We start from the raw sequence: 19124 nt of genomic DNA, 5'->3' as shown, positions 1-19124 counted from the left end.
GGTTGTCACGGTAGATCGTGCCCCGTCGCGATGAGGAGCCGCGGGTGGACGGACTCTTCTCGTCACGTCCACCCGCGGCCGGCTTGTTACTTGTAGACGCGGACGTAGTCGACGTACATCCGCGACGGGAACGGCGTGCTGGCGTCGATCGGGCCGGGGAAGTCACCGCCCACGGCCAGGTTGAGGATCAGGTAGAACTGGTGGTCGTAGACCCACGGGCCCCGGGTCGACTCGACCGTGTCCTTGTTGGCCACGAGGATCACGGTGTTGTCGACGCGGAACGTCATGTGCTTGCTGTCCCACTCGACCGAGTACACGTGGTAGTCCAGCGACAGGTCCACGGTGGTGAGCTTCTGGCCGTAGCCGCCGCCGCCGTTGTACGCCGGCGCGTGCAGCGTCGAGTACACGTCCGTGGTGCTCTTGCCGAGGATCTCCATGATGTCGATCTCGCCGTTGTACGGCCACGGGCGGCCCTGCAGGAAGTCGGCGCCCATCATCCAGAACGCGGGCCAGAGGCCGTTGCCCTTCGGCACCTTGATCCGGGCCTCGACGCGGCCGTACTGCGTGGTGAAGCTGGTGCTGGTGTTGATGCGCCCGGAGGTGTAGTCACGCCCGCCCGCGGTCTCCTTGCGGGCCTCGATGACCAGCGAGCCGCCCTGGATGCTGGTGTTGCTCAGGTTGGTGTAGTACTGGATCTCGCCGTTCTGGCCGGTGCCCGGGTCGACGTGCCACTTGGTCGTGTCGACGTTGGTGCCGGTGTTGAACTCGTCGCTCCAGACCAGGTTGGTGGCCGGGAAGATCGGGTCCGCGGGCGGGGCCGGGGGCTGGGTGGGGGCGCCCCCGGTGCCGTACACCTTGAACTCCCACAGCGAGTAGCCGTAGCCGTTGGAGCGCTGGGTGCCGTACATCCGCACGTAGCGGCCGTTGCCGTTGACGTTCAGGGTCTCCTTGAAGCCCTTGCCCGTCGTGGTCGAGTAGATGCTCGTCCAGTTGGCGGCGTCGTTGGAGGTCTGGATCTGGTACGACACCGCGTAGGCGGGGTCCCACTGCAGGACGACCTGGGTGATGTGGGCCTGCGCGCCGAGGTCGACGTAGATCCAGCCCGGGTCGACCCAGCCGTTGTCGGGGCTGGTGGCCCAGCGGCTGGCCGGGTCGTTGTCGAACGCCTTGTCCGGGGTGCACGGGTTGCAGTTGCTGTCGTTCTGCGAGGTCGACGCGACGGCCGGCTTCTTGTAGGACAGCAGCACCGCGTTGCCCGGGTTGGTGGTGGGCGTCGGGCTCGGCGAGCCCGGGGTGTCGTTCGTGGTCGGCACGGTGCCGCCGACGCGGATCTGGAACTCCCACAGCGAGTAGCCGTACTGCGTGGCCCGCGCGGTGCCGTTCATCCGCACGTAGCGGCCGCTGCCGGTGACGTTGAGGTTCTGCACGCCGCCGGTGCCGGTCGTGGTCGTGTAGATGGTGGTCCAGGTGGTGCCGTTGGTCGACGTCTGGATCTGGAACGCCGTCGCGTAGGCGGTCTCCCAGTTCAGCGTGACGCCGCAGACCGACTGCACCGAGCCGAGGTCGACCTGCAGCCACTGCGGGTCGGCGGCGGCGCTGGACCAGCGGGTGCCGTTGTCGCCGTCCACGGCGGAGGACGCCGGGGTGCCCGCGTTCTCGGTCGAGGAGGCGGTGGCCGTCTTGCCCTGCGCGGCGTTGGCGGCGCCGCAGCTGCCGGGCGTGCTCGGCGAGCCGCCGAAGACCTGGAACTCCCAGAGCGAGATGCCGTACTGGGTGTTCTTGGCGGTCGCGTTGAGCCGGACGTAACGGCCGCTGCCGGTCACGCTCAGGCTGACGGCGCTGCCGCCGGCGCCCGAGGTGGTCGAGTAGATGTTCGTCCAGTTGGTGGCGTCGTTGGAGGTCTGGATGGTGAAGGCGGTGGCGTACGCGGCCTCCCAGTTCAGCCCGATCCGGGTGATCGACTGCTGGGAGCCGAGGTCGACCTGCAACCACTGCGGCACCGAGAAGGCGCTCGACCACCGCGTGCCGGCGTTGCCGTCGGTGGCGCTGGAGGCGGGGGTGGCGGCGCTCTCGGCCGAGGAGGCGGTCGTCGGCTTGCCCTGCGACAACAGGGTCTCGGCGGCGTCGGCGCGGGTGACGACGACGGTGATGTACGCCGCGAGCATGGCGAACACCGCGAGCGCGATGATGCCGTAGCGCACGGTACGCCCGCTCGGCCGGTTGTGGGCGATGGACCTTACGGATCGATGGCCGGGGGCGGAGACCGACCAGTCCATGGGTGACTCCTTCGTGGCGGGGGTGTAACGGCGGAGTTGAGAGAGCGCTCTCTCAGAGAGCCACAATGACCCCTCGCTGAAACCCTGTCAATGGCCCGGCCGGAATCGGAGAGCGCTCTCCAAGCCAGGTCAAGGGCTGTGGGCTGCGGTTGTACGGCCAGGGAGCGCTCTCTGACCGAGGGTGCACGGAGCAGCCATGCGCGGCCTGGTGGCCCGGCGCGACGACCCCGCCGTTCGCCACGAGCGTCCCCGCGCCCGGTCCTCGCCGCGCACCCGGATCCAGCCCCGGGCCGCGGGGTCTACCGGCCGCCGGGCACCAGCCGCAGCCCCGGCGCCGGGGTCACGAGCCGGTCCAGGGCCGCCTCCGTGGCCCGGCCGGCGGGCAGGTAGACGAGCAGACGCTGGTCGTCGGCCGGCAGGTCGAGGGTCTCGAAAGCCAGCCGCAGCGGCCCGGCCGACGGGTGGGCCAGGCGCGGGATGCCGGAGGCGCGCGGCAGCCCCCTCCCGCTCCCACCGTAATGAGTTCGAGAGTCGAAAAAAGATCGGTTAGGGTCCAGCGGTGGCAATCGTGGAGGCTCGTCAGCTGACCAAGGTCTTCCGAAGGCCGGACCGCGATCCGGGTCTGCGGGGGGCCGTCAAACATCTGTTCACCAGGAGGTTCACGGATAAGGTCGCGGTCGATCACGTCGAGCTGTCGATCGAGGCCGGCGAGGCGGTCGCCTACGTCGGGCCCAACGGCGCCGGCAAGTCGACGACCGTCAAGCTGCTGTCCGGCATCCTGGTGCCGACCTCGGGCGAGGTCCGCATCGACGGGCTCAGCCCGCGCAAGGACCGCATCGCGGTGTCGCACCGCATCGGCGTGCTCTTCGGCCAGCGGACCCAGCTGTGGTGGGACCTGCCGGTGTCGGAGTCGCTCGCCGTGCTGCGCGACATCTACGGGATCGACCACGGCACGTACCGCCGCCGCCTCGCCCGCTTCGACGAGGTGCTCGACCTCGGCGAGGTGCTGCCCGTGCTCGGGCGCAAGCTCTCCCTGGGCCAGCGGATGCGCGCCGACCTCGCCGCCGCGCTGCTGCACGCGCCGCCGGTGGTGTACCTCGACGAGCCCACCATCGGCCTCGACCTCGCCGTGAAGGACCGCGTGCGCGAGTTCTTCCGCACCGTCCGCGACGCCGGCACCACGGTGATGCTCACCAGCCACGACCTCGGCGACATCGAGGGCTTCTGCCGCCGCCTGGTCATCATCGACTCGGGCCGGATCATCTTCGACGGCGACCTCGAGGCGGTGAAGGACGAGTACGCGCGCGAGCGGATCCTCAACGTGGAGGCCGAGTCGGCGGTACCACTGGAAACCCTGCAGGCCGCCCTGCCCGGCGCCAGCGTGGAGCCGGGCGAGACGCCGGTGCAGTTCTCGGTCCGCTTCGACCGGTTCGCGATGACCGCGGGCCAGGCGGTCACGGCCCTGGCCCCGCTGACCAACCTGGTCGACTTCCACGTCGACGAGCCGTCCATCGAGGACGTCATCCGCCGCGTCTACTCCGGCGAGCTTCAACTGGATTCGGCGTGAACGGTCCGGAGCGAAGCGGAGGGGCCGTTCACCATAAACACAGTTCTCGCACGCCGGCACCGGAGCCTGCGGAGGTGGCGGCGTGAACGGTCCGGAGCGAAGCGGAGGGGCCGTTCACCATAAACACAGTTCTCGCACGCCGGCACCGGAGCCTGCGGAGGTGACGGCGTGAGGGCTTATGCGGCGCATGCGCGGGCCGCGGCGCTGTCCGCGCTCGCCTACCGCGCCAACTTCCTGCTCTCCCTCGGCGGCGTCGCGTTCCAGCTCGTCGCCCTGCTCGCCGTGTGGAAGGTGCTGCTGAGCGGGCAGTCGCAGGTCGGCGGCTACGACTGGCCGCACATGCGCAGCTACCTGCTCGTCGCCTTCGCGTCCGGTGCGCTGGTCGGCACCTTCGTCGACTTCCGCATGTCGCACCGCATCCAGTCCGGGCTCGTCGCGCTCGACCTGGTCAAGCCGGTGGACTACCAGCGCGCACGGCTGTGGGAGACCCTCGGCGGCGTGTGGATCGAGGTCGCCGTCGTCGCCCTGGTGACCACGGTGTCCATTGTGGTCAGTGGCCCGCCGGACCTGCCGCCCGGCCCCGAACTGGCCCTGTTCGCCCTCAGCATGGTGCTGCTGGTGCCGCTGAAGTTCATCGTCGTGTACGTCTCCACGCTCGCCTGCTTCTGGACGCAGAACTTCGTCGGGGTCCTGTGGGCCCGCCAGGCGATCACGGGGCTGCTCTCGGGCGCCCTCGTCCCGCTCGCGTACTTCCCAGGCTGGCTGGCCACGGCCGCGCAGTGGTCGCCGTTCGCCGGCCTCACGTCCACGCCCGCGCTCATCTTCGTCGGCCAGGCCTCGGGCCGCCACGCCCTGCTCCTGGTGGCGGTGCAGCTCGGCTGGCTGGTGCTGCTGTGGTACACCGCGCGAGCGCTCTTCGGGCGGGCGCTGCGCCAGCTGACGGTACACGGGGGCTGACATGCGTATCGCGCGACTCTATCTGCGGCTGCTGGGCGCGCACCTGCGATCGGTGCTGGAGTACCACGGCGACTTCTGGGTCATGATGGCCGGCACGCTCGTCATGCAGGTCGTGAACGTGGCGTTCCTGGCCGCCGTCTTCTCCAAGGTGCCGGCCATCAACGGCTGGAGCTTCTGGGCCGTGGTCGCCATGTTCGGCATGGTGGCCGTCGCCGAGGGCGTGGGCTCCCTGTTCTTCGAGGGCATGTGGAGCATCGCCTGGCAGATCAACCAGGGCGACATCGACTACATGCTGGTGCGCCCGTACCCGGTGGTCCTGCAGGCCTCGAGCGTCCAGATCGGCCCGCACGGCCTGTCCAACATCGTCACCGGCGCCCTCATGCTCGGCTCCGCGCTGTCGCATGCGGACGTGGCGTGGTCGGCCGCCCGGGTGCTGCTCGGCCTGGTTCTCCTGCTCTGCGCGATCGCCGTCAAGGTGGCCATCAACCTGGCCACGAACGCGGCCTCGTTCTGGATGCAGAGCCCGAGCCCGTTCTTCGCCATGGCCGTCCACCAGGCCGGCGACCTGGCCCGGTTCCCGCTGAGCGTGTACCCGTGGGCGCTCAAGGCCGCGCTGGGCTTCGCCCTGCCCTTCGCGTTCGTGAGCTTCTTCCCGGTCACCTACGTGCTCGGCCACGGCCACGCGTGGGTGGGCCTGCTGACCCCCGTGGTCGCCGCGTACTGCCTGGCCGTGGCGGGCTGGATCTTCGCGCGGGGCCTGCGCCGCTACGAGAGCGCGGGCAACTGACCCACGACGCCGGCGGCGCCCGCCCGGCCGAGGCGGGCGGGCACCGCCAACCCGCGGGCAATCGCTCGTCGCAAAACTGAACAGAACGGCCGATACCTTCCAGCCGGGCAGCCCTCGGAAGTCATGGAAGTTGATTGTTCACTGGCGGAATGTTTGACACGTCAGCTATGTTGTAGCGCGCAGAGGCCGGGGAGCCGCCCGGGTCCGCAGCGAAGGTGGCGTTCGAGATGCAGTTCGGTGTGTTCACCGTCGGTGACGTGACGCAGGACCCCACGACGGGGCGGGTGCCGACCGACGCCGAGCGGGTCAAGGCGATGACGACGATCGCGCTCAAGGCCGAAGAGGTCGGGCTCGACGTGTTCGCGATGGGCGAGCACCACAACCCGCCGTTCGTGCCGAGCTCGCCGACCACCATGCTCGGGTGGATCGCGGCCAGGACCGAGCGCCTCCTGCTGTCCACCGCGACCACGCTCATCACGACCAACGACCCGGTGAAGATCGCCGAGGACTACGCGATGCTGCAGCATCTCGCCGACGGCCGCGTGGACCTCATGATGGGCCGCGGCAACACCGGGCCCGTGTACCCGTGGTTCGGCCAGGACATCCGCAAGGGCGTCGACCTCGCGTTCGAGAACTACGCGCTCCTGCGCCGCCTGTGGCGCGAGGACGTGGTGGACTGGCAGGGCGAGTTCCGCACGCCGCTGCAGGGGTTCACGGCCACGCCCCGGCCGCTGGACGGGGTGCCGCCGTTCGTCTGGCACGGCTCGATCCGCACGCCGGAGATCGCGCAGCAGGCCGCGTACTACGGCGACGGCTTCTTCGCCAACCACATCTTCTGGCCGAAGGAGCACACGCAGCGGATGGTCGAGCTCTACCGCAAGCTCTTCGAGCACTTCGGCCACGGCTCCGCCGACCAGGCCATCGTCGGCCTCGGCGGGCAGGTGTTCATGCGCAAGAACTCCCAGGACGCCAAGAACGAGTTCCGGCCCTACTTCGACAACGCCCCCGTCTACGGGCACGGCCCGTCGCTGGAGGACTTCTCGGCGCAGACCCCGCTGACGGTCGGCAGCCCGCAGGAGGTCATCGACCGCACGCTGGGCTTCCGCGAGTACGTCGGCGACTACCAGCGGCAGCTGTTCCTGCTCGACCACGCGGGCCTGCCGCTGAAGACGGTGCTGGAGCAGCTGGACATCCTCGGCGAGGAGGTCGTGCCCGTGCTGCGCAAGGAGTTCGCGATCGGCCGCCCCGCGCACGTGCCGGACGCGCCCACCCACGAGTCCCTGAAGGCCGCCGCGCAGAAGGTGGACGCCCAGCCATGACCACTCGCTCGATCGTCGCGATCAGCGCCGGGCTCAGCCAGCCGTCGTCCACCCGGCTGCTGGCCGACCGGCTCACCACCGCCGTGGCCGAGCGGCTGGACGACGCCGCGGTGCGCACGTTCGAGCTGCGCGCCGTGGCCCACGACATCACCGACAACCTGCTCACCGGGTTCCCGTCGCCGGCGCTCAAGGAGGTCCTCGACGCCGTCGCCGGGGCCGACGGGCTCGTGGCGGTGACGCCGATCTTCAACGCGTCGTACAGCGGGCTGTTCAAGTCGTTCTTCGACGTGCTCGGCGACGACGTGCTGCGCGACAAGCCGGTCCTGCTGGGCGCGACCGGCGGCAGCGCGCGGCACTCGCTCGCGCTGGAGCACGCGCTGCGGCCGATGTTCGCCTACCTGCGCGCGGTCGTCGCGCCCACCGCGGTGTTCGCGGCGACCGACGACTGGGCGGCCGGCGGGCGGGACACGCTGCACGAGCGCGTCGGGCGCGCCGGGGCCGAGCTGGCCGCGCTGGTGGCCGCCCGCGCGCCGGTCGCCGAGGCGCCCGAGCCGCCCGGGCCGCAGCTCACGACGTCGTTCGACGACTTCCTGCGTCGCACTTCATGATCCATACCGGGAGGTCGTCGACGTGCAGCGACGCGACGACCTCGAAGCCGGCCGAGCGGTACACCTCGACGTTGCCGGGATTCGAGGTCTCCAGGTAGGCCGGCAGCCCGTCGGCGGCCGCGCGTGCGAGCCCGGCGGCCATCGCGGCGCGGCCGAGCCGGCGACCGCGGTGCTCGGGGTGTGATGCGAGCACCCCGAGGTACCAATGCGGCGTCTGTGGAAACTTGGTGTGCACGATCGACTGGTAGCGGCCGAAGCGCCCGGCCTGGGGCGGGTGCTCGACGCCGGGGCCGCCCGGGGACCTCGGCGGATCCCACATCGCGACCGCCGCGCCGCCGTCGGCGACCCACACCGTGCCGTGCCCGGCGCGCAGGTCGAACAGCGAGCCCGCCATCGCGGCCGCCTCGGCGGGGTAGGTGGCGTCGTCGGGCAGGAACCAGCGCAGGGCCGGGTCCGCGGCGAACGCGGCCACGAAGGTGGCCACGACCGCGTCCCGGTCGGCGGCGGTGGCGACGGTCACGCTGGGCTCGTTCATGGGTCGGGTCACTTTCGCCAGGTATGCGTCGATCGCGTCACGGTTGCGGCTCAGGCAGGAGATCCGGGCATCCATGCGGTCCCACTCGTGGCGCAGCAGTGCGACCGCTCGCCGCGCTCGTCACGGTCGGCAGCTCGCTCACCGCGCGGCTCGTCCGCCGCTTCGGCGCCGCGCGGACGCTCGGCGGCGGGTTCGCCGTCGCCGCCGCGAGCCTGGCGTGGCTCGCGATGGCCGACGGGACCGGCTGCCCCGGCGGCGCTCATGCCGAGGCTCCGTGACGTGCCCGCCGAGCGGCAGTCGTCCGCGGGGGCGACGATGACCACCGCGCAGTACCTCGCCGGGGCCGTCGCCGTCGCGCTGCTCACACCGCCGTTGCGCACCGGCGCGTATGCGATCGCGTTCTGGCTCACCGCCGCGGCGGTGGTTGCCGGAGCCCTCGTCGCGCTCCGGCAACCACAAAGACGACCTCGGCCCCGGTCCGTTCCGCTTTTATGACCGTACCACGACCGACCTAACCGATCATGCCCGTGAATGCGGAACGTGGACCGAGTGACTACTACGCGCTGTGCTCTTTCTTGTCGCCGGCCCACTCGACGTGGAAGGTGCCCTCGCGGTCGGTGCGGCGGTACGTGTGCGCGCCGAAGTTGTCCCGCAGGCCCTGGATCAGCGAGGCGGGCAGGCGCTGCGCGCGCAGGCCGTCGAAGTACGACAGCGACGACGAGAACGCCGGGGTCGGGATGCCCGCCGCGGCGGCCGCGGCCACGACCCGGCGCCAGGCCGGCACGCCGGCGTTGACGGCCTCGGCGAAGTACGGCGCGACCATGAGGCTCTTGAGCCCGGGGTTCTCGTCGTAGGCCTCGCGGATGCGGTTGAGGAACCGGGCCCGGATGATGCAGCCGCCGCGCCAGATCGTCGACACGGCGCCCCGGTCGATGTTCCAGCCGAACTCCTCGCTGCCGGCCTGGATGTGGTCGAAGCCCTGCGCGTACGCGACGATCTTCGAGGCGTACAGCGCGGCGCGCACGTCCTCGATGAACTGGTCGCGGTCGGTGACCTCCAGCGCCGCGACCTCGGTGCCGAAGGCGGCGCGGGCGGCCTCGCGCTGGTCGGCGTGGCCGGACAGCGAGCGGGCGAAGGTCGCCTCGGCGATGCCGGTGATCGGCACGCCCAGGTCGAGCGCGCTCTGCACGGTCCAGCGGCCGGTGCCCTTCTGCTCGGCCTGGTCGAGCACGATGTCGACGAAGGCCTGGCCGGTGTCGGCGTCGGTCTGGGAGAGCACGTCGGCGGTGATCTCGATCAGGAACGACTCGAGGTCGCCGGTGTTCCAGGTGCGGAAGATGTCGGCGATCTCGGCCGGGGTCGCGCCGAGCCCGGCCCGCAGCAGGTCGTAGGCCTCGGCGATGAGCTGCATGTCGGCGTACTCGATGCCGTTGTGGACCATCTTCACGAAGTGCCCGGCGCCGTCGGGGCCGACGTGGATGCAGCACGGGGTGCCGTCGACCTTCGCCGAGATCTTCTCGAACATGGGGCCGAGGGTCCGGTACGACTCCGGGGAGCCGCCGGGCATGATGCTCGGGCCGAGCAGGGCGCCCTCCTCGCCACCGGAGACGCCGGTGCCGACGAAGTGCAGGCCGTGCTCGCGCAGCGCCTGCTCGCGGCGGCGGGTGTCGGCGAAGTGGGCGTTGCCGGCGTCGACGATCATGTCGCCCTCCTCCAGGAGGGGCACGAGCTCGTCGATGACGGCGTCGGTGGGGGCGCCGGCCTTGACCATGATGATGACGGCCCGCGGGCGGGCCAGGCAAGCCACGAAATCGGCCATGGACTCGCTCGGCACGAAGGTGCCCTCATGCGCGAACTCGTCCACGAGGCGGCGGGTGCGCTCGTACGAGCGGTTGTGCACGGCGACGGTGTAGCCGTTGCGGGCCAGGTTCCGGGCCAGGTTACGGCCCATCACCGCGAGACCGGTCACGCCGATCTGCGCCAGGTCGGACATCTGCGATGCACCTCATCCAGTCGAGCTCTCTGCCCCGGAGCACCGATCACTACCCCGTGATCACGGTCCGAAGCGCGTCGACCCGAAGGCTACAGGAGGTGTTTGCGCACCATGAGCGTGATGCTGCGGTCACAGAAGGCCACGAGGTCCCACGAGATCCGCATTCTTGCCGACGTACTGCCCCAGAAGCGCCGCCGCGGCTCGACCACGAGCGCCGCGATCTCGAACGACCCGTCCCGCCCGACCACCGTCTCGACGCCGTCCACCGTTCCGACGGGCAGCCCGGCCAGATCCACGACCGGCTTGTGCAGCAGATCGACACCCATGCACCGCTCGATACCCGGGCGGCATGATCGACTAACGGGCGCGCACGCCGTCCAGGGCCACGCTGAGCACGCGCTCGCGCTGCGCCTCGTCGACGTATCCGCCCGCGGTGAGCCCGGAGACGAGCCGCAGCAGGTCGTCGGTGCTGACGTCGCGCCGCGCGGCCCCGGACTCCTGGGCGCGGGCGAGCAGCGGCTCGAACGCGGCGTACATGGCATCGCGGGCGCCCCGCACCATCTCGGAGTCGCGGTTGATCTCCTCGTAGATGGCGCGCTTGGTCGCGACGTAGCCGACGAACCGGCGCAGCCAGGCCGCGAGCGCGTCCCACGGCTCGAGCCCGGCGACGTCGTCGGCGGCGCGGCACAGCGCGTCGAGCTCGCCCAGGTACACCGCGTCGAACAGGTCCTGCCGGGTCGGGAAGTTGCGGTACAGCGTCCCGATCCCGACCCCGGCGCGCCGCGCGATCTCCTCGAGCGAGGCGGCGGTGCCGTGCTCGGCGAAGGCGTCCCGCGCGGCGGCGATGAGCGCGTCGAAGTTGCGCCGCGCGTCGGCCCGCTGCGGCCGCCGCACCCCGCCCTGCGTCTGCATCCGGTCACCTTCTATCGGAGGTAAGCCTCCACTTTAGCACCGCACAACCGGGCGGCCGTTCCGGACCCGAGCACGACCAGGGCCGCGAGCGCGAGGCCGGCGATGGCGCGCACGGCCGGGAAGGACGATGGTCACGAATTACGCTGCGCGGGTGGACGGGGATGCGCTGCGGATAGCGGCCGGGAACGCGGCCGAGTTCTGGACCCGGGTCGCCCGCGCCCGCGGCCACGAGACGCGCTCCGGCGACGGCTGGTTCGCGGTGCTCGACGACGAGCGCGGCAGCCTGCGCGTGCTCACCCTGGCCGCCCGGGGCGCCGAGGACTTCGCGGCCCTCATCCAGCGGCCCGGGCGGGTCCTGGTCGAGACGCGTTCGGGTCGGTGCGCCTGGCCGCGCAGGGCTACGAGCGGCGCCCGATGCCGGTGATGCTGCGGAACCCGGGCCAGCCCGCCGGCGAGCCCCGCGTCCCCGTGCGCCGGATCGGGGCGGACGAGCTGCACGTCGCCGAGCGGCTCGTGGTCGAGGAGTTCCCGCTGGCACTCTTCCAGCCGTACGAGCGCGGCGCCGTCCTTCCCGAGCACCTCCTCACCGGCGTCGAGGTCTACCTCGCCGAGCTCGACGGCGAGCCGGCCGGCGCGTGCGTGGCGGTCCCCGAGCCCGAGGTCGTCGGGGTGTACTGGGTCACGACCGGCACGGCCTTCCGTTCCCGGGGCGTCGGGCGCTCGCTCATGCACGCGGCGCTGCGCCGGTTCGACGACCGCCCGAAGACGCTCACGGCCTCGCGGCCGGGGCGGCCGCTGTACGAGTCCCTCGGCTTCGAGCACCTCACGCAGGCGAGCTGGTGGACCCCGACGGGCTGAACCCGTTCGCGGCCAGGTACCGCTCGATGGCGACGATGTCGTCGCGGTCCTTGGGCCGGTTCAGGGTCCTCTTGTACCGCAGCACGTCCGCCAGCGGCGCAAAGGGCAGACCCTCGATCATCTCGGCCCGGTCGATGAGCTCGTCGCCGTTCCAGTCGTCGGACACCCAGCCGCGCGAGAACTCGATCAGGCCATCCTCGAACCGCATCATCGGCGCGCCGTTGATGGTGCCCACGACCGGCAGCCCGTGCGCGCAGACCCGCTCCCACGCCGCGCCGCGGGCTACGACGTCGAGATCGCTGACCCGGGTGCGCACACCGTGGGCGAGCAGCGGCGCGCTGCCGAAGATGACGAAGTCGCGCGAATCGAGCTCCAGGCCGACGACGAGCCGGCGGAGCCGCTGGATCAGCGGGTTGCCGGCGAGGCGGATCACGCCGAACCGCCCCCGATCCGCCCGTGCCTCGTGGGCCGCGCCGCCGCCCGCTCGAGGCGACTGAACGCCGTGATGATTTCCGCCCGCTGCGGCGGCTTCGTGTCCCGCAGCGCCTGTTCGAGCCGCCGGGTGCGCCCCTGCTGCTCGATCCAGATCCGCAGGACCCAGGCCACCGGGGGGACGACGGCCGACACGATCCCGGCCATGATCCCGGCCACGAGGCCGGCGTTGTCGTTCGTCAGGAGGTACGCCATCAACCCGTTCATGGCCGCTCACGACACCGTCAGGTTGCCGTCGGCGACCTGACGCAACGAGTCGAGGTCGGCGATCACGATGGCCTGCCGGCCGGTGGCCACGATCCCGGCCGCCCGGAACCGAGCGATGACCTTCTTCACCGAGTCGAGCTTGCGCGCCCCGATGAGAGCCGCCAGGTCCTGCTGCCCGAGCCGCAGCGCGATCCGCTGCTGCTCGTCGACTTCGCCGAGACCGTGCTCCGCCAGCTCGACCAGGCGCTTGGCCAGCTGCTGCTCGATCGCGAGCTCCGACTCGACGCTGCGGATCATGGCCCGGCCGGCCAGCTCGTCGGTCATCGCCAGCAGCGCGTGCATCGCCCGGGGGTGCTCGTAGAGGAACCGCAGCCAGGCGGCGCCGGGTAGGTACAGCGCCTCGACGTCGTTGAAGGCGATGATGCTGGCCAGCCGCGGCTGGCGCCGGATCACCGCCATCTCGCCGACGATCTCGCCCGGCCCCCGGACGTCAACGATCCGTGGCGGGGTACCCCGGACCGCCTTCACGTGCCCCTTGCGGATCAGCAACGCGAAGTCGCCCTGCTCGCCCTCGAGGAAGAACGGGTGACCGGCAGAACGGTGGATGATGTGCCCCATGCCCTCCAGCACAGCGGCCTCATCCTGGGTAAGGAGGGGCATGGTCGGTTCATGCAGGCGATCATCCACACTCGAAAGTGTACGGTTACACGTTTATGAAGGCAATGCAGCCCCTAGCAATGTGTCACGCAGCCGACACGGACGTGGTGGTCGACGCGGACGCCAATGGCCCGGGCGTCAGATGACCCAGGACGGGTTGAGGCGGGCGAACTCGGCCAGCCGGTCGTCGCGGGCCGCGGTGAAGAGCGCCGACGTCGCCGGGTCCAGGTTCTCGTAGTCGCGGCCGTCGCGCCGCTCGGTGTGGAACCGGCCCGCGTTCGTGCGCAGCAGGGTCAGGTCCTCGGGGCCGATCGCGCGCAGGCGGAGGATCCAGTCGGTCACCGAGGCGCCGTTGCCGTCGAAGGTGAGCGAGTCGCCGACGGCTGTTATCGCGCGGTTCAGGGCGATCGGGTTCGCGACCACGCCGGCCGAGGTCACCTTCTCCGCGATCGCGCGCAGCAGCTGCTGCTGGTGGCGCTGGCGGCCGTAGTCGCCGTCGGGGATCAGCTCGCGCTGGCGCACGTAGTCGAGGGCCTCCCAGCCCGCGAAGTGGCGGCAGCCGACTCGGTACACCTGCGCCCGCACCCCGGCGATCCTCACCGGGCGGAACGAGGGCGGGATCAGGCGGTACGGCGGCGTCTCCTTCCCCGAGGCGTCCCACCCGATGTGCACCGAGGTCGTCTCCTCGTCCACGCACAGCTCGACCCCGCCGACCGCGTCGACGACCTTGCGCACGCCGGCGAAGTCGATGATCGCCCCGGCGTCGAAGACCAGGCCGGTGAGCTGCTGCACGGTGCGCGCGAGCAGCTCGAAGCCGCCGAGCGCGAAGGCGGCGTTGAGCTTGTCGGTGCCGTGGCCGGGGATGGCGACCCGGGTGTCGCGGGGTAGCGAGATGAGGAAGGCCCGGTCGCCCGGCTCGGTCACGTGCACGATGATCACGGTGTCGGCGCGCGCGGCGGCCCGGTCCTCCCCAGGGCGCGCGTCGAGGCCGGCGAGCAGGATGTTGCGCCCCGGCTCGGCGTCGAGCCGGCTCCGCACGTCGGCGCCGGGGCCCGCGCCCGGGCCGGCGGACAGGCGCGGCGCGGACTGGATGTCGATCTGGCGGGGCGGCCCGCGGTGCTCGCGGCCGGCGTCGCCGAGCAGGTCCGCCTCGCCCACCCGGCCGACGTAGTGCTGCCAGGTCAGGGCGCCGCCGAGCGCGACCGAGAGCACGACGGCGGCCGTGACGAGCCACGCCTTCACCACGGTCACATCGGCCGCACCCGGGAGCGGTTTAGGTGTCCTTGTACCCGTAGCGGTGGCGCAGCGGGACGGTGACGGCGCCGGTGAGGTACCGGTGCCGCGTCGCCATGCCCGTGATCCACTCGTCGTCGAGGCGCAGCGCCACCGGCCCGCAGCGCAGGCGCATCGGGTTGCCGGAGACCTGATGGGTGCGCGGGACCACCACCTCGCCCCGCTCGCCGACCGGCAGCGCGGCCGCCGGCACCCCGCTGAGCTCGGTGATCGCGCGCAGGGTGGCGTCGGGGTCGGCGACGAGGTCCTCGTAGCGGAAGCGCAGGTAGGGCAGGCCCGAGCGGCGCGCGATGCGCTCGGTGGCGAGGTTCCAGGCGGACCAGTACAGGGCGGTGAAGCCCGGGTGCATGCGCGGCATCCGCGCGCCGTTCGGGGCGTCGGGGTCGTGGCGGTGGCGCTGCCACGAGTAGGCGACCGCGCGCGGGTCCCGCACGATGTGGGCCACGCGCACGTCCAGCGCGGGCGACTGCAGCAGCGCCGTGAGGTACGACGGGAACTTCGAGGAGTCGACGACCACCCGGGCCCCGCTGACGGCGACGATCGCGCGGTAGAGGCGCTCGAGGATCTCGTAGTACCACTGCAGGCGGTCGGCGTCCGGCGGGCTGGCCGGCTTCAGCAGCAGGCCGGGCAGGTGGCGGGTGCGGAACCGGCGCGACGCGGCGTCGAGGGCCCGGGCCGTCGCGTCGTCGGGCATCCCGCCGAACGTCTCGCCGAGCACGTCGACCCAGAACTCGCAGGAGCGCAGGGGCGTGCCGCAGGAGCACCGCCGGTTCTGCAGCAGCCCGCGCTCCCAGAGGAACTTGACCTCGCCGACGCCGACCAGCCCGGGAACCTGGTCGAGCAGGCTCTCGGCGAGCGTGCTCCCGCTGCGGCCCCATCCGGCCAGGTAGAGCACGCGGGTCGTGGGGCTCGGGTCGCTGCGCACCTTGACCCAACGCCCGACTTGTCCGGAGAGTTACGCAAATCGCCAGGTACGGGCGAGTGACGCGACCGAGGACACATGTGTTCTGTCGCGTTCGGCGTAGAACTCGGCCATCAGCGGGCGGATGATCGGAATTCCCGTCGATGTGAGGAGCGGCCCATGCCGGACGACACGCTCACCCGGTCGGTCGTCTTCGCCGTCGTGCTGGTGGCGCTCATGGTCGGTCACGCGGTCGGCGATCACGTCGCCCAGACCGATCATCAGGCCGAGCGCAAGGCGGAGGGCGGCGCGGCCGGCTGGCGTGCCCTGGCCGGCCATCTGCTCAACTACCACCTCGTGGTCACCGCGGTGCTGCTGCTGACGGCGTTCGCGCTGCGGCTGCCGCTGTCCGCCCTCGGGGTGGCCGCCGGTCTGACCTTCTCGGTGCTTACCCACGGCTGGCTGGACCGGCGCTGGCCGGTCCGGGCGCTGCTGCGGTCCACCCGCTCGCCCGGGTTCGCGGAGGCCACGACGCCCGTGTGCGGGATGTACGTGGCCGACCAGGCCCTGCACCAACTCGCCCTGCTGGTGTCGGCGCTGATGATCGCGGGGCTGTGACGCGAAAGGCCGGGTGAGCGCCTGCAGCGATCCGGGGCGCCCGCGCGTGACATGGACATGCCCGAGCCGCCCTTCAGCGAGTTCTACGGCGCGCACTTCCAGCGCATCGCCGTGCAGCTCTACGCCTATCTCGGCGATCACGCCGAGGCCCAGGACCTCGCCCAGGAAGCGTTCTGCCGGGCACTGGAGCAGTGGCCGCGGATTCAGCGCTACGCCGACCCGGCCGGCTGGGTGCGCCGCGTGGCCTGGAACCTCGCCACGAGCCGGCTGCGACGGCTGCGCACCGCGATCGGGTTCCTCGCCCGCCAGCGCGAGCAGCACGTCGAGGGCCCGACCCCGGACCGCGTCGCGCTCGTCGCGGCCCTGCGCGAGGTGCCCGCGGCCCAGCGGCGCGCGCTCGTGCTGCACCACCTCGGCGGGCTCGGCGTGGCCGAGATCGCCGAGCAGGAGGGCGTCGCCGAGGGCACCGTGCGCTCCTGGCTCACCCGCGGCCGGGCCCGGCTCGCCGCCCAGCTGACCCCGGAGGCCCGGCATGCCTGACACCCTGGTCGAGGACGAGTTCGCGCGGTTCGCCGAGGCGTTCACCGGGACGTTCCGGCCGCTGCCGGTCGAGGCGCTGCCCCGGTGGCGGCGCGCCCGGCGGCGCGGCGCGCTGTGGATCGCGGGCCTCGGCGCGGCCCTGGTCGCGGCCCTGTCGCTCAACGCGCTGCAGCCGGCGGCCCGGCCCGCCCCGGCACCGTTCACCGATCGGGTGGTCCGGCTGGAGGGTGCCCGCGGCGAGATGGCGGCCGGGTTCGCCGACCGCTCCGACGGCTGGGTCACGTTCAACGACTGCCGGGCCGGCGGCGACTGCGCGCACGTCCTGGGCCGCACCACCGACGGCGGCCGGACCTGGCGCCGGGTGGCACTGCCGCAGCTGCCGGCGCAGGGCCGGCTGTGGGCGCACCCCGGGCCGGCCTCCGCGATCATCGGGGTCACCGGGTCGCCCACCACCGTATGGGAGACCAACGACGGCGGCCGGACGTGGCGGAGCATCGTCACCGACGGCACGTCGGCGATCTTCGAGCCGCCCTCCCGCGAGATCAGCGGCTCGTGGAAGGTCACCCACGACGGGCTCGAGTCGCACGCGATGCACTCCCCCGACCGCGGGTCGACCTGGCGCAGGCTCGAGCCCGCGGTCGGCGCCGAGGCCGAGGTGCGGGTGTCGGCGGACGATCGGGACGCCTGGGTGATCGCCGCGCAGCCGACACGGGCCTGGCGGCTGACACCGGAGGGCACCGAGGCCGAGCCGGAGCTCCCGGCCGGAGCCGACCCGTCCATGATCAGCGCGGTCGGCGAGGGTGGCCTGCTGATGCTCGTGCCGGGGCGGGGCGTGGGCGTCTGGCGCGGCGGCACCTTCACCCTGCTGCCCGCGCCGCTGCACGAGGCCACGCTGCCAATGGTCCTGAGCGACGGAGCGATCACGCTCTCCATGCCCGACGGGTCCCTCATCGTGGGGGGCGAGCACGCGGAGTGGGTGCGCTACACCCGGCCGTGACGGGAAGCACAGTTGAACGCGTTCAAGAACGGGCCTACCGTCTAGTTGAACACGTTCAGATAGACGGAGGTCAGCGATGGAGTACCTGAAGCTCGCCACCTACGTGCTGTACCTCGCCGTCAGCATCGTGCTCACGGTGTGGGTCGCCCGCACGCTGCTCAAGAACGGCCAGGTGTTCCTCGACGACGCGTTCGCCGACGAGCGCCTCGCCGACTCGGTCAACCACCTGCTCGTGGTCGGGTTCTACCTGCTCAACCTCGGCTACGTGGCCGTCGCGCTGAAGATCAGCGGGCCGATCACGGACGAGAGCGCGGCGATGGAGGCCCTGGCGATGAAGCTCGGCACGGTCCTGCTCGTGCTCGGCGGGGTGCACTTCTGCAACCTGTTCGTGCTGAGCCGCTTCCGCCGGCGCCGGCTGCTGGAGCAGTCCGCGCCGCCGATCGAGCCGACCCGCACCGTGGCACCGCTCGCCGCACCGCTGCACATGGAGGCGCCGCTGGTGCCGCCGTTCCCGCCCCCGCCGGGCCACCGCCCCGGCCCCGGCGAGATGCCGCCGCCGCGATGATCACCCGGCTCACCGTCCTCTACGACGAGGGCTGCCGGCTCTGCCGCACGGCCAGGACCTGGCTCGGCGGCCGGGCCCAGATCGTCCCGCTCGAGTTCGTCGCGGCGGGATCGCAGGAGGCGCGCCGCCGGTATCCGGCGCTCGATCCGGACGAGACCCTCGCCGACATCACCGTGGTCGCCGACGACGGCGGCGTGTACGTCGGGGACGCGGCCTGGCTCGTCTGCCTCTGGGCGCTGGACGGCTATCGGGGGCTGGCGGCGCGCCTCTCCCAGCCCCACCTGCGGCCGCTCGCGCGGCGGGTGGCGCAGTCGGCCGGGAGACTGCGCGGATATCGTCAGGACTGTGGTGAAACCTGCGACACCTGACACGCCGGAGACGGGACGCGGCGAACAGACCAAGCGGCTCATCGTCGACACGGCGGTGCGGCTGTTCCGCGACCAGGGGTACGACAAGACCACCATGCGGGGCATCGCGCAGGCCGCCGGCGTCTCGGTCGGCAACGCCTACTACTACTTCCCCTCCAAGGATCACCTGGTGCAGCAGTTCTACGCCACGGTGCAGGAGGACACCGCGGCCGCCGTCGCCGCGGCCCTGGCCGAGCCGGGGCCGTTCGACGAGCGGCTGCGGGTGGCGCTGAACGGCATGCTGGAGACGATGACGCCCTACCACGCGTTCGCCGGCAAGTTCATCAAGACCGCCGTCGAGCCCGGCTCGCCGCTGAGCCCGTTCAGCGCCGAGTCGGGCCCGGCCCGGGAGCGTTCGATCGCGGTGCTGCGCCAGGTCGTCGAGGGCGCCACCACGAAGATCGACGCGGAGCTGAAGCCCGACCTGCCCGAGCTGCTGTGGCTCGGGCAGATGGGCATCACCCTCTACTGGGTCCACGACACGTCACCCGATCAGGCGAAGACCCGCCTGCTGATCGACCGCGCCGTGCCGCTCATCGACCGGCTCGTCGCGCTGGCCCGGATGCCCGGCCTGAGGTCGGTGACCAGGGAGACACTGAAGATGTACCGGCTGCTGAAGTAGCGCCGCACGTAGT

The 19124-nt window shown here is 71.8% G+C and carries 26 protein-coding genes; 15 read left to right on the top strand and 11 right to left on the bottom strand.

What is annotated here, in order from left to right:
* Window positions 1–86: 86 nt before the first annotated feature.
* Together ACQP2P_RS13660 and ACQP2P_RS13655 are read right to left on the bottom strand one after the other, a co-directional pair.
* Complete coding sequence (locus ACQP2P_RS13660) at window positions 87–2165, bottom strand: discoidin domain-containing protein (protein ID WP_433619132.1); 2079 nt, start codon at window positions 2163–2165, stop codon at window positions 87–89.
* A 410-nt stretch (window positions 2166–2575) separates the two neighbouring features.
* Window positions 2576–2842, bottom strand: a complete 267-nt coding sequence (locus ACQP2P_RS13655) for a hypothetical protein (RefSeq protein ID WP_433616091.1) — start codon at window positions 2840–2842, stop codon at window positions 2576–2578.
* Between ACQP2P_RS13655 and ACQP2P_RS13650 the strand changes: the two genes are divergently transcribed.
* The 5 genes from ACQP2P_RS13650 to ACQP2P_RS13630 all read left to right on the top strand — a co-directional run bounded on the left by ACQP2P_RS13650 (window position 2836) and on the right by ACQP2P_RS13630 (window position 7514).
* A complete protein-coding gene (locus ACQP2P_RS13650) occupies window positions 2836–3843 on the top strand; it encodes an ABC transporter ATP-binding protein (RefSeq protein WP_433616089.1) in 1008 nt (335 codons plus the stop codon). The genes ACQP2P_RS13655 and ACQP2P_RS13650 overlap by 7 nt on opposite strands.
* Window positions 3844–4011: 168 nt before the next feature.
* Window positions 4012–4800, top strand: a complete 789-nt coding sequence (locus ACQP2P_RS13645; RefSeq protein WP_433616087.1) for an ABC transporter permease — start codon at window positions 4012–4014, stop codon at window positions 4798–4800.
* Between the two features lies 1 nt (window position 4801).
* A complete protein-coding gene (locus ACQP2P_RS13640) occupies window positions 4802–5587 on the top strand; it encodes an ABC transporter permease (protein ID WP_433616086.1) in 786 nt (261 codons plus the stop codon).
* A 227-nt stretch (window positions 5588–5814) separates the two neighbouring features.
* The gene (locus ACQP2P_RS13635) at window positions 5815–6906 is read left to right on the top strand and encodes an LLM class flavin-dependent oxidoreductase (protein WP_433616085.1); all 1092 of its coding nucleotides are present in this window, start codon (window positions 5815–5817) and stop codon (window positions 6904–6906) included.
* A complete protein-coding gene (locus ACQP2P_RS13630; protein ID WP_433616083.1) occupies window positions 6903–7514 on the top strand; it encodes an FMN reductase in 612 nt (203 codons plus the stop codon). Before ACQP2P_RS13635 ends, ACQP2P_RS13630 begins: the two co-directional genes overlap by 4 nt.
* On the opposite strand, the gene ACQP2P_RS13625 is transcribed toward ACQP2P_RS13630, so the two are convergent.
* The gene (locus ACQP2P_RS13625) at window positions 7474–8049 is read right to left on the bottom strand and encodes a GNAT family N-acetyltransferase (RefSeq protein WP_433616081.1); all 576 of its coding nucleotides are present in this window, start codon (window positions 8047–8049) and stop codon (window positions 7474–7476) included. The genes ACQP2P_RS13630 and ACQP2P_RS13625 overlap by 41 nt on opposite strands.
* A 98-nt stretch (window positions 8050–8147) precedes the next feature.
* On the opposite strand from ACQP2P_RS13625, the gene ACQP2P_RS13620 reads away from it, so the two are divergent.
* Both ACQP2P_RS13620 and ACQP2P_RS13615 read left to right on the top strand, forming a co-directional pair.
* Entirely contained in the window at window positions 8148–8327 is a 180-nt protein-coding gene (locus ACQP2P_RS13620; RefSeq protein WP_433616079.1) for a hypothetical protein, read from the top strand.
* A gap of 1 nt (window position 8328) precedes the next feature.
* Window positions 8329–8544, top strand: coding sequence for a hypothetical protein (locus ACQP2P_RS13615; RefSeq protein ID WP_433616077.1), 216 nt, complete (start codon window positions 8329–8331; stop codon window positions 8542–8544).
* Between the two features lie 61 nt (window positions 8545–8605).
* Here the strand turns inward: ACQP2P_RS13615 and gndA are convergent, their stop codons facing one another.
* The 3 genes from gndA to ACQP2P_RS13600 form a co-directional block, all read right to left on the bottom strand.
* Window positions 8606–10042: an NADP-dependent phosphogluconate dehydrogenase gene (gndA, locus tag ACQP2P_RS13610; protein WP_433616076.1), complete on the bottom strand. Its 1437-nt coding sequence runs from the start codon at window positions 10040–10042 to the stop codon at window positions 8606–8608.
* An 89-nt stretch (window positions 10043–10131) separates the two neighbouring features.
* A complete protein-coding gene (locus tag ACQP2P_RS13605) occupies window positions 10132–10368 on the bottom strand; it encodes a hypothetical protein (protein ID WP_433616074.1) in 237 nt (78 codons plus the stop codon).
* A gap of 31 nt (window positions 10369–10399) precedes the next feature.
* Entirely contained in the window at window positions 10400–10954 is a 555-nt protein-coding gene (locus ACQP2P_RS13600) for a TetR/AcrR family transcriptional regulator (RefSeq protein WP_433616072.1), read from the bottom strand.
* Window positions 10955–11105: 151 nt separating this feature from the next.
* Between ACQP2P_RS13600 and ACQP2P_RS13595 the strand changes: the two genes are divergently transcribed.
* Entirely contained in the window at window positions 11106–11378 is a 273-nt protein-coding gene (locus ACQP2P_RS13595) for a hypothetical protein (protein WP_433616070.1), read from the top strand.
* Window positions 11333–11812 (top strand): GNAT family N-acetyltransferase, encoded by a 480-nt coding sequence (locus ACQP2P_RS13590; RefSeq protein WP_433616068.1) that lies wholly within the window; start codon window positions 11333–11335, stop codon window positions 11810–11812. Before ACQP2P_RS13595 ends, ACQP2P_RS13590 begins: the two co-directional genes overlap by 46 nt.
* Here the strand turns inward: ACQP2P_RS13590 and ACQP2P_RS13585 are convergent.
* The 5 genes from ACQP2P_RS13585 to ACQP2P_RS13565 form a co-directional block, all read right to left on the bottom strand.
* Window positions 11778–12245: a hypothetical protein gene (locus tag ACQP2P_RS13585; RefSeq protein WP_433616066.1), complete on the bottom strand. Its 468-nt coding sequence runs from the start codon at window positions 12243–12245 to the stop codon at window positions 11778–11780. The genes ACQP2P_RS13590 and ACQP2P_RS13585 overlap by 35 nt on opposite strands.
* The gene (locus ACQP2P_RS13580) at window positions 12242–12499 is read right to left on the bottom strand and encodes a hypothetical protein (RefSeq protein WP_433616065.1); all 258 of its coding nucleotides are present in this window, start codon (window positions 12497–12499) and stop codon (window positions 12242–12244) included. Before ACQP2P_RS13580 ends, ACQP2P_RS13585 begins: the two co-directional genes overlap by 4 nt.
* Before the next feature lie 18 nt (window positions 12500–12517).
* Window positions 12518–13198, bottom strand: a complete 681-nt coding sequence (locus ACQP2P_RS13575) for a Crp/Fnr family transcriptional regulator (protein WP_433616063.1) — start codon at window positions 13196–13198, stop codon at window positions 12518–12520.
* A gap of 108 nt (window positions 13199–13306) precedes the next feature.
* Window positions 13307–14419 carry an LCP family protein gene (locus ACQP2P_RS13570; protein WP_433616061.1) on the bottom strand — a complete coding sequence of 371 codons (1113 nt, stop codon included), beginning with the start codon at window positions 14417–14419 and terminating at the stop codon, window positions 13307–13309.
* Window positions 14420–14441: 22 nt separating this feature from the next.
* On the bottom strand, window positions 14442–15386 hold the full coding sequence (locus ACQP2P_RS13565; protein ID WP_433616059.1) for a sulfotransferase: 945 nt from the start codon (window positions 15384–15386) through the stop codon (window positions 14442–14444).
* 156 nt (window positions 15387–15542) lie between these two features.
* On the opposite strand from ACQP2P_RS13565, the gene ACQP2P_RS13560 reads away from it, so the two are divergent.
* The 6 genes from ACQP2P_RS13560 (at window position 15543) to ACQP2P_RS13535 (ending at window position 19111) form a co-directional block, all read left to right on the top strand.
* Window positions 15543–15980 (top strand): DUF3307 domain-containing protein, encoded by a 438-nt coding sequence (locus ACQP2P_RS13560; protein WP_433616058.1) that lies wholly within the window; start codon window positions 15543–15545, stop codon window positions 15978–15980.
* Window positions 15981–16037: 57 nt separating this feature from the next.
* On the top strand, window positions 16038–16520 hold the full coding sequence (locus ACQP2P_RS13555; RefSeq protein WP_433616056.1) for an RNA polymerase sigma factor: 483 nt from the start codon (window positions 16038–16040) through the stop codon (window positions 16518–16520).
* A complete protein-coding gene (locus tag ACQP2P_RS13550) occupies window positions 16513–17517 on the top strand; it encodes a WD40/YVTN/BNR-like repeat-containing protein (RefSeq protein ID WP_433616054.1) in 1005 nt (334 codons plus the stop codon). The genes ACQP2P_RS13555 and ACQP2P_RS13550 overlap by 8 nt, the downstream gene beginning before the upstream one ends.
* Window positions 17518–17593: 76 nt before the next feature.
* Window positions 17594–18082 (top strand): hypothetical protein, encoded by a 489-nt coding sequence (locus ACQP2P_RS13545; protein WP_433616053.1) that lies wholly within the window; start codon window positions 17594–17596, stop codon window positions 18080–18082.
* The gene (locus tag ACQP2P_RS13540; RefSeq protein ID WP_433616051.1) at window positions 18079–18450 is read left to right on the top strand and encodes a thiol-disulfide oxidoreductase DCC family protein; all 372 of its coding nucleotides are present in this window, start codon (window positions 18079–18081) and stop codon (window positions 18448–18450) included. The genes ACQP2P_RS13545 and ACQP2P_RS13540 overlap by 4 nt, the downstream gene beginning before the upstream one ends.
* Window positions 18428–19111 (top strand): TetR/AcrR family transcriptional regulator, encoded by a 684-nt coding sequence (locus ACQP2P_RS13535; protein WP_433616049.1) that lies wholly within the window; start codon window positions 18428–18430, stop codon window positions 19109–19111. The genes ACQP2P_RS13540 and ACQP2P_RS13535 overlap by 23 nt, the downstream gene beginning before the upstream one ends.
* Window positions 19112–19124: the final 13 nt, after the last annotated feature.

The sequence above is a fragment of the Dactylosporangium sp. CA-139114 genome (genome assembly GCF_050955725.1).
Classification (GTDB): Bacteria; Actinomycetota; Actinomycetes; order Mycobacteriales; family Micromonosporaceae; genus Dactylosporangium.
This window is presented reverse-complemented; position numbering and strand designations above follow the sequence as displayed.

What these genes read in the sequence shown, in the direction of transcription:
- ACQP2P_RS13550 (WP_433616054.1), top strand. Translation starts at nt 16,513, where the DNA reads ATGCCTGACACCCTGGTCGAGGACGAGTTCGCGCGGTTCGCCGAGGCG.
- ACQP2P_RS13630 (WP_433616083.1), top strand. Translation starts at nt 6,903, where the DNA reads ATGACCACTCGCTCGATCGTCGCGATCAGCGCCGGGCTCAGCCAGCCG.
- ACQP2P_RS13555 (WP_433616056.1), top strand. Translation starts at nt 16,038, where the DNA reads ATGCCCGAGCCGCCCTTCAGCGAGTTCTACGGCGCGCACTTCCAGCGC.
- ACQP2P_RS13635 (WP_433616085.1), top strand. Translation starts at nt 5,815, where the DNA reads ATGCAGTTCGGTGTGTTCACCGTCGGTGACGTGACGCAGGACCCCACG.
- ACQP2P_RS13625 (WP_433616081.1), bottom strand. Translation starts at nt 8,049, where the DNA reads ATGAACGAGCCCAGCGTGACCGTCGCCACCGCCGCCGACCGGGACGCG.
- ACQP2P_RS13560 (WP_433616058.1), top strand. Translation starts at nt 15,543, where the DNA reads ATGCCGGACGACACGCTCACCCGGTCGGTCGTCTTCGCCGTCGTGCTG.
- ACQP2P_RS13580 (WP_433616065.1), bottom strand. Translation starts at nt 12,499, where the DNA reads ATGGCGTACCTCCTGACGAACGACAACGCCGGCCTCGTGGCCGGGATC.
- ACQP2P_RS13660 (WP_433619132.1), bottom strand. Translation starts at nt 2,165, where the DNA reads ATGCTCGCGGCGTACATCACCGTCGTCGTCACCCGCGCCGACGCCGCC.
- ACQP2P_RS13600 (WP_433616072.1), bottom strand. Translation starts at nt 10,954, where the DNA reads ATGCAGACGCAGGGCGGGGTGCGGCGGCCGCAGCGGGCCGACGCGCGG.
- ACQP2P_RS13605 (WP_433616074.1), bottom strand. Translation starts at nt 10,368, where the DNA reads ATGGGTGTCGATCTGCTGCACAAGCCGGTCGTGGATCTGGCCGGGCTG.
- ACQP2P_RS13545 (WP_433616053.1), top strand. Translation starts at nt 17,594, where the DNA reads ATGGAGTACCTGAAGCTCGCCACCTACGTGCTGTACCTCGCCGTCAGC.
- gndA (WP_433616076.1), bottom strand. Translation starts at nt 10,042, where the DNA reads ATGTCCGACCTGGCGCAGATCGGCGTGACCGGTCTCGCGGTGATGGGC.
- ACQP2P_RS13640 (WP_433616086.1), top strand. Translation starts at nt 4,802, where the DNA reads ATGCGTATCGCGCGACTCTATCTGCGGCTGCTGGGCGCGCACCTGCGA.
- ACQP2P_RS13540 (WP_433616051.1), top strand. Translation starts at nt 18,079, where the DNA reads ATGATCACCCGGCTCACCGTCCTCTACGACGAGGGCTGCCGGCTCTGC.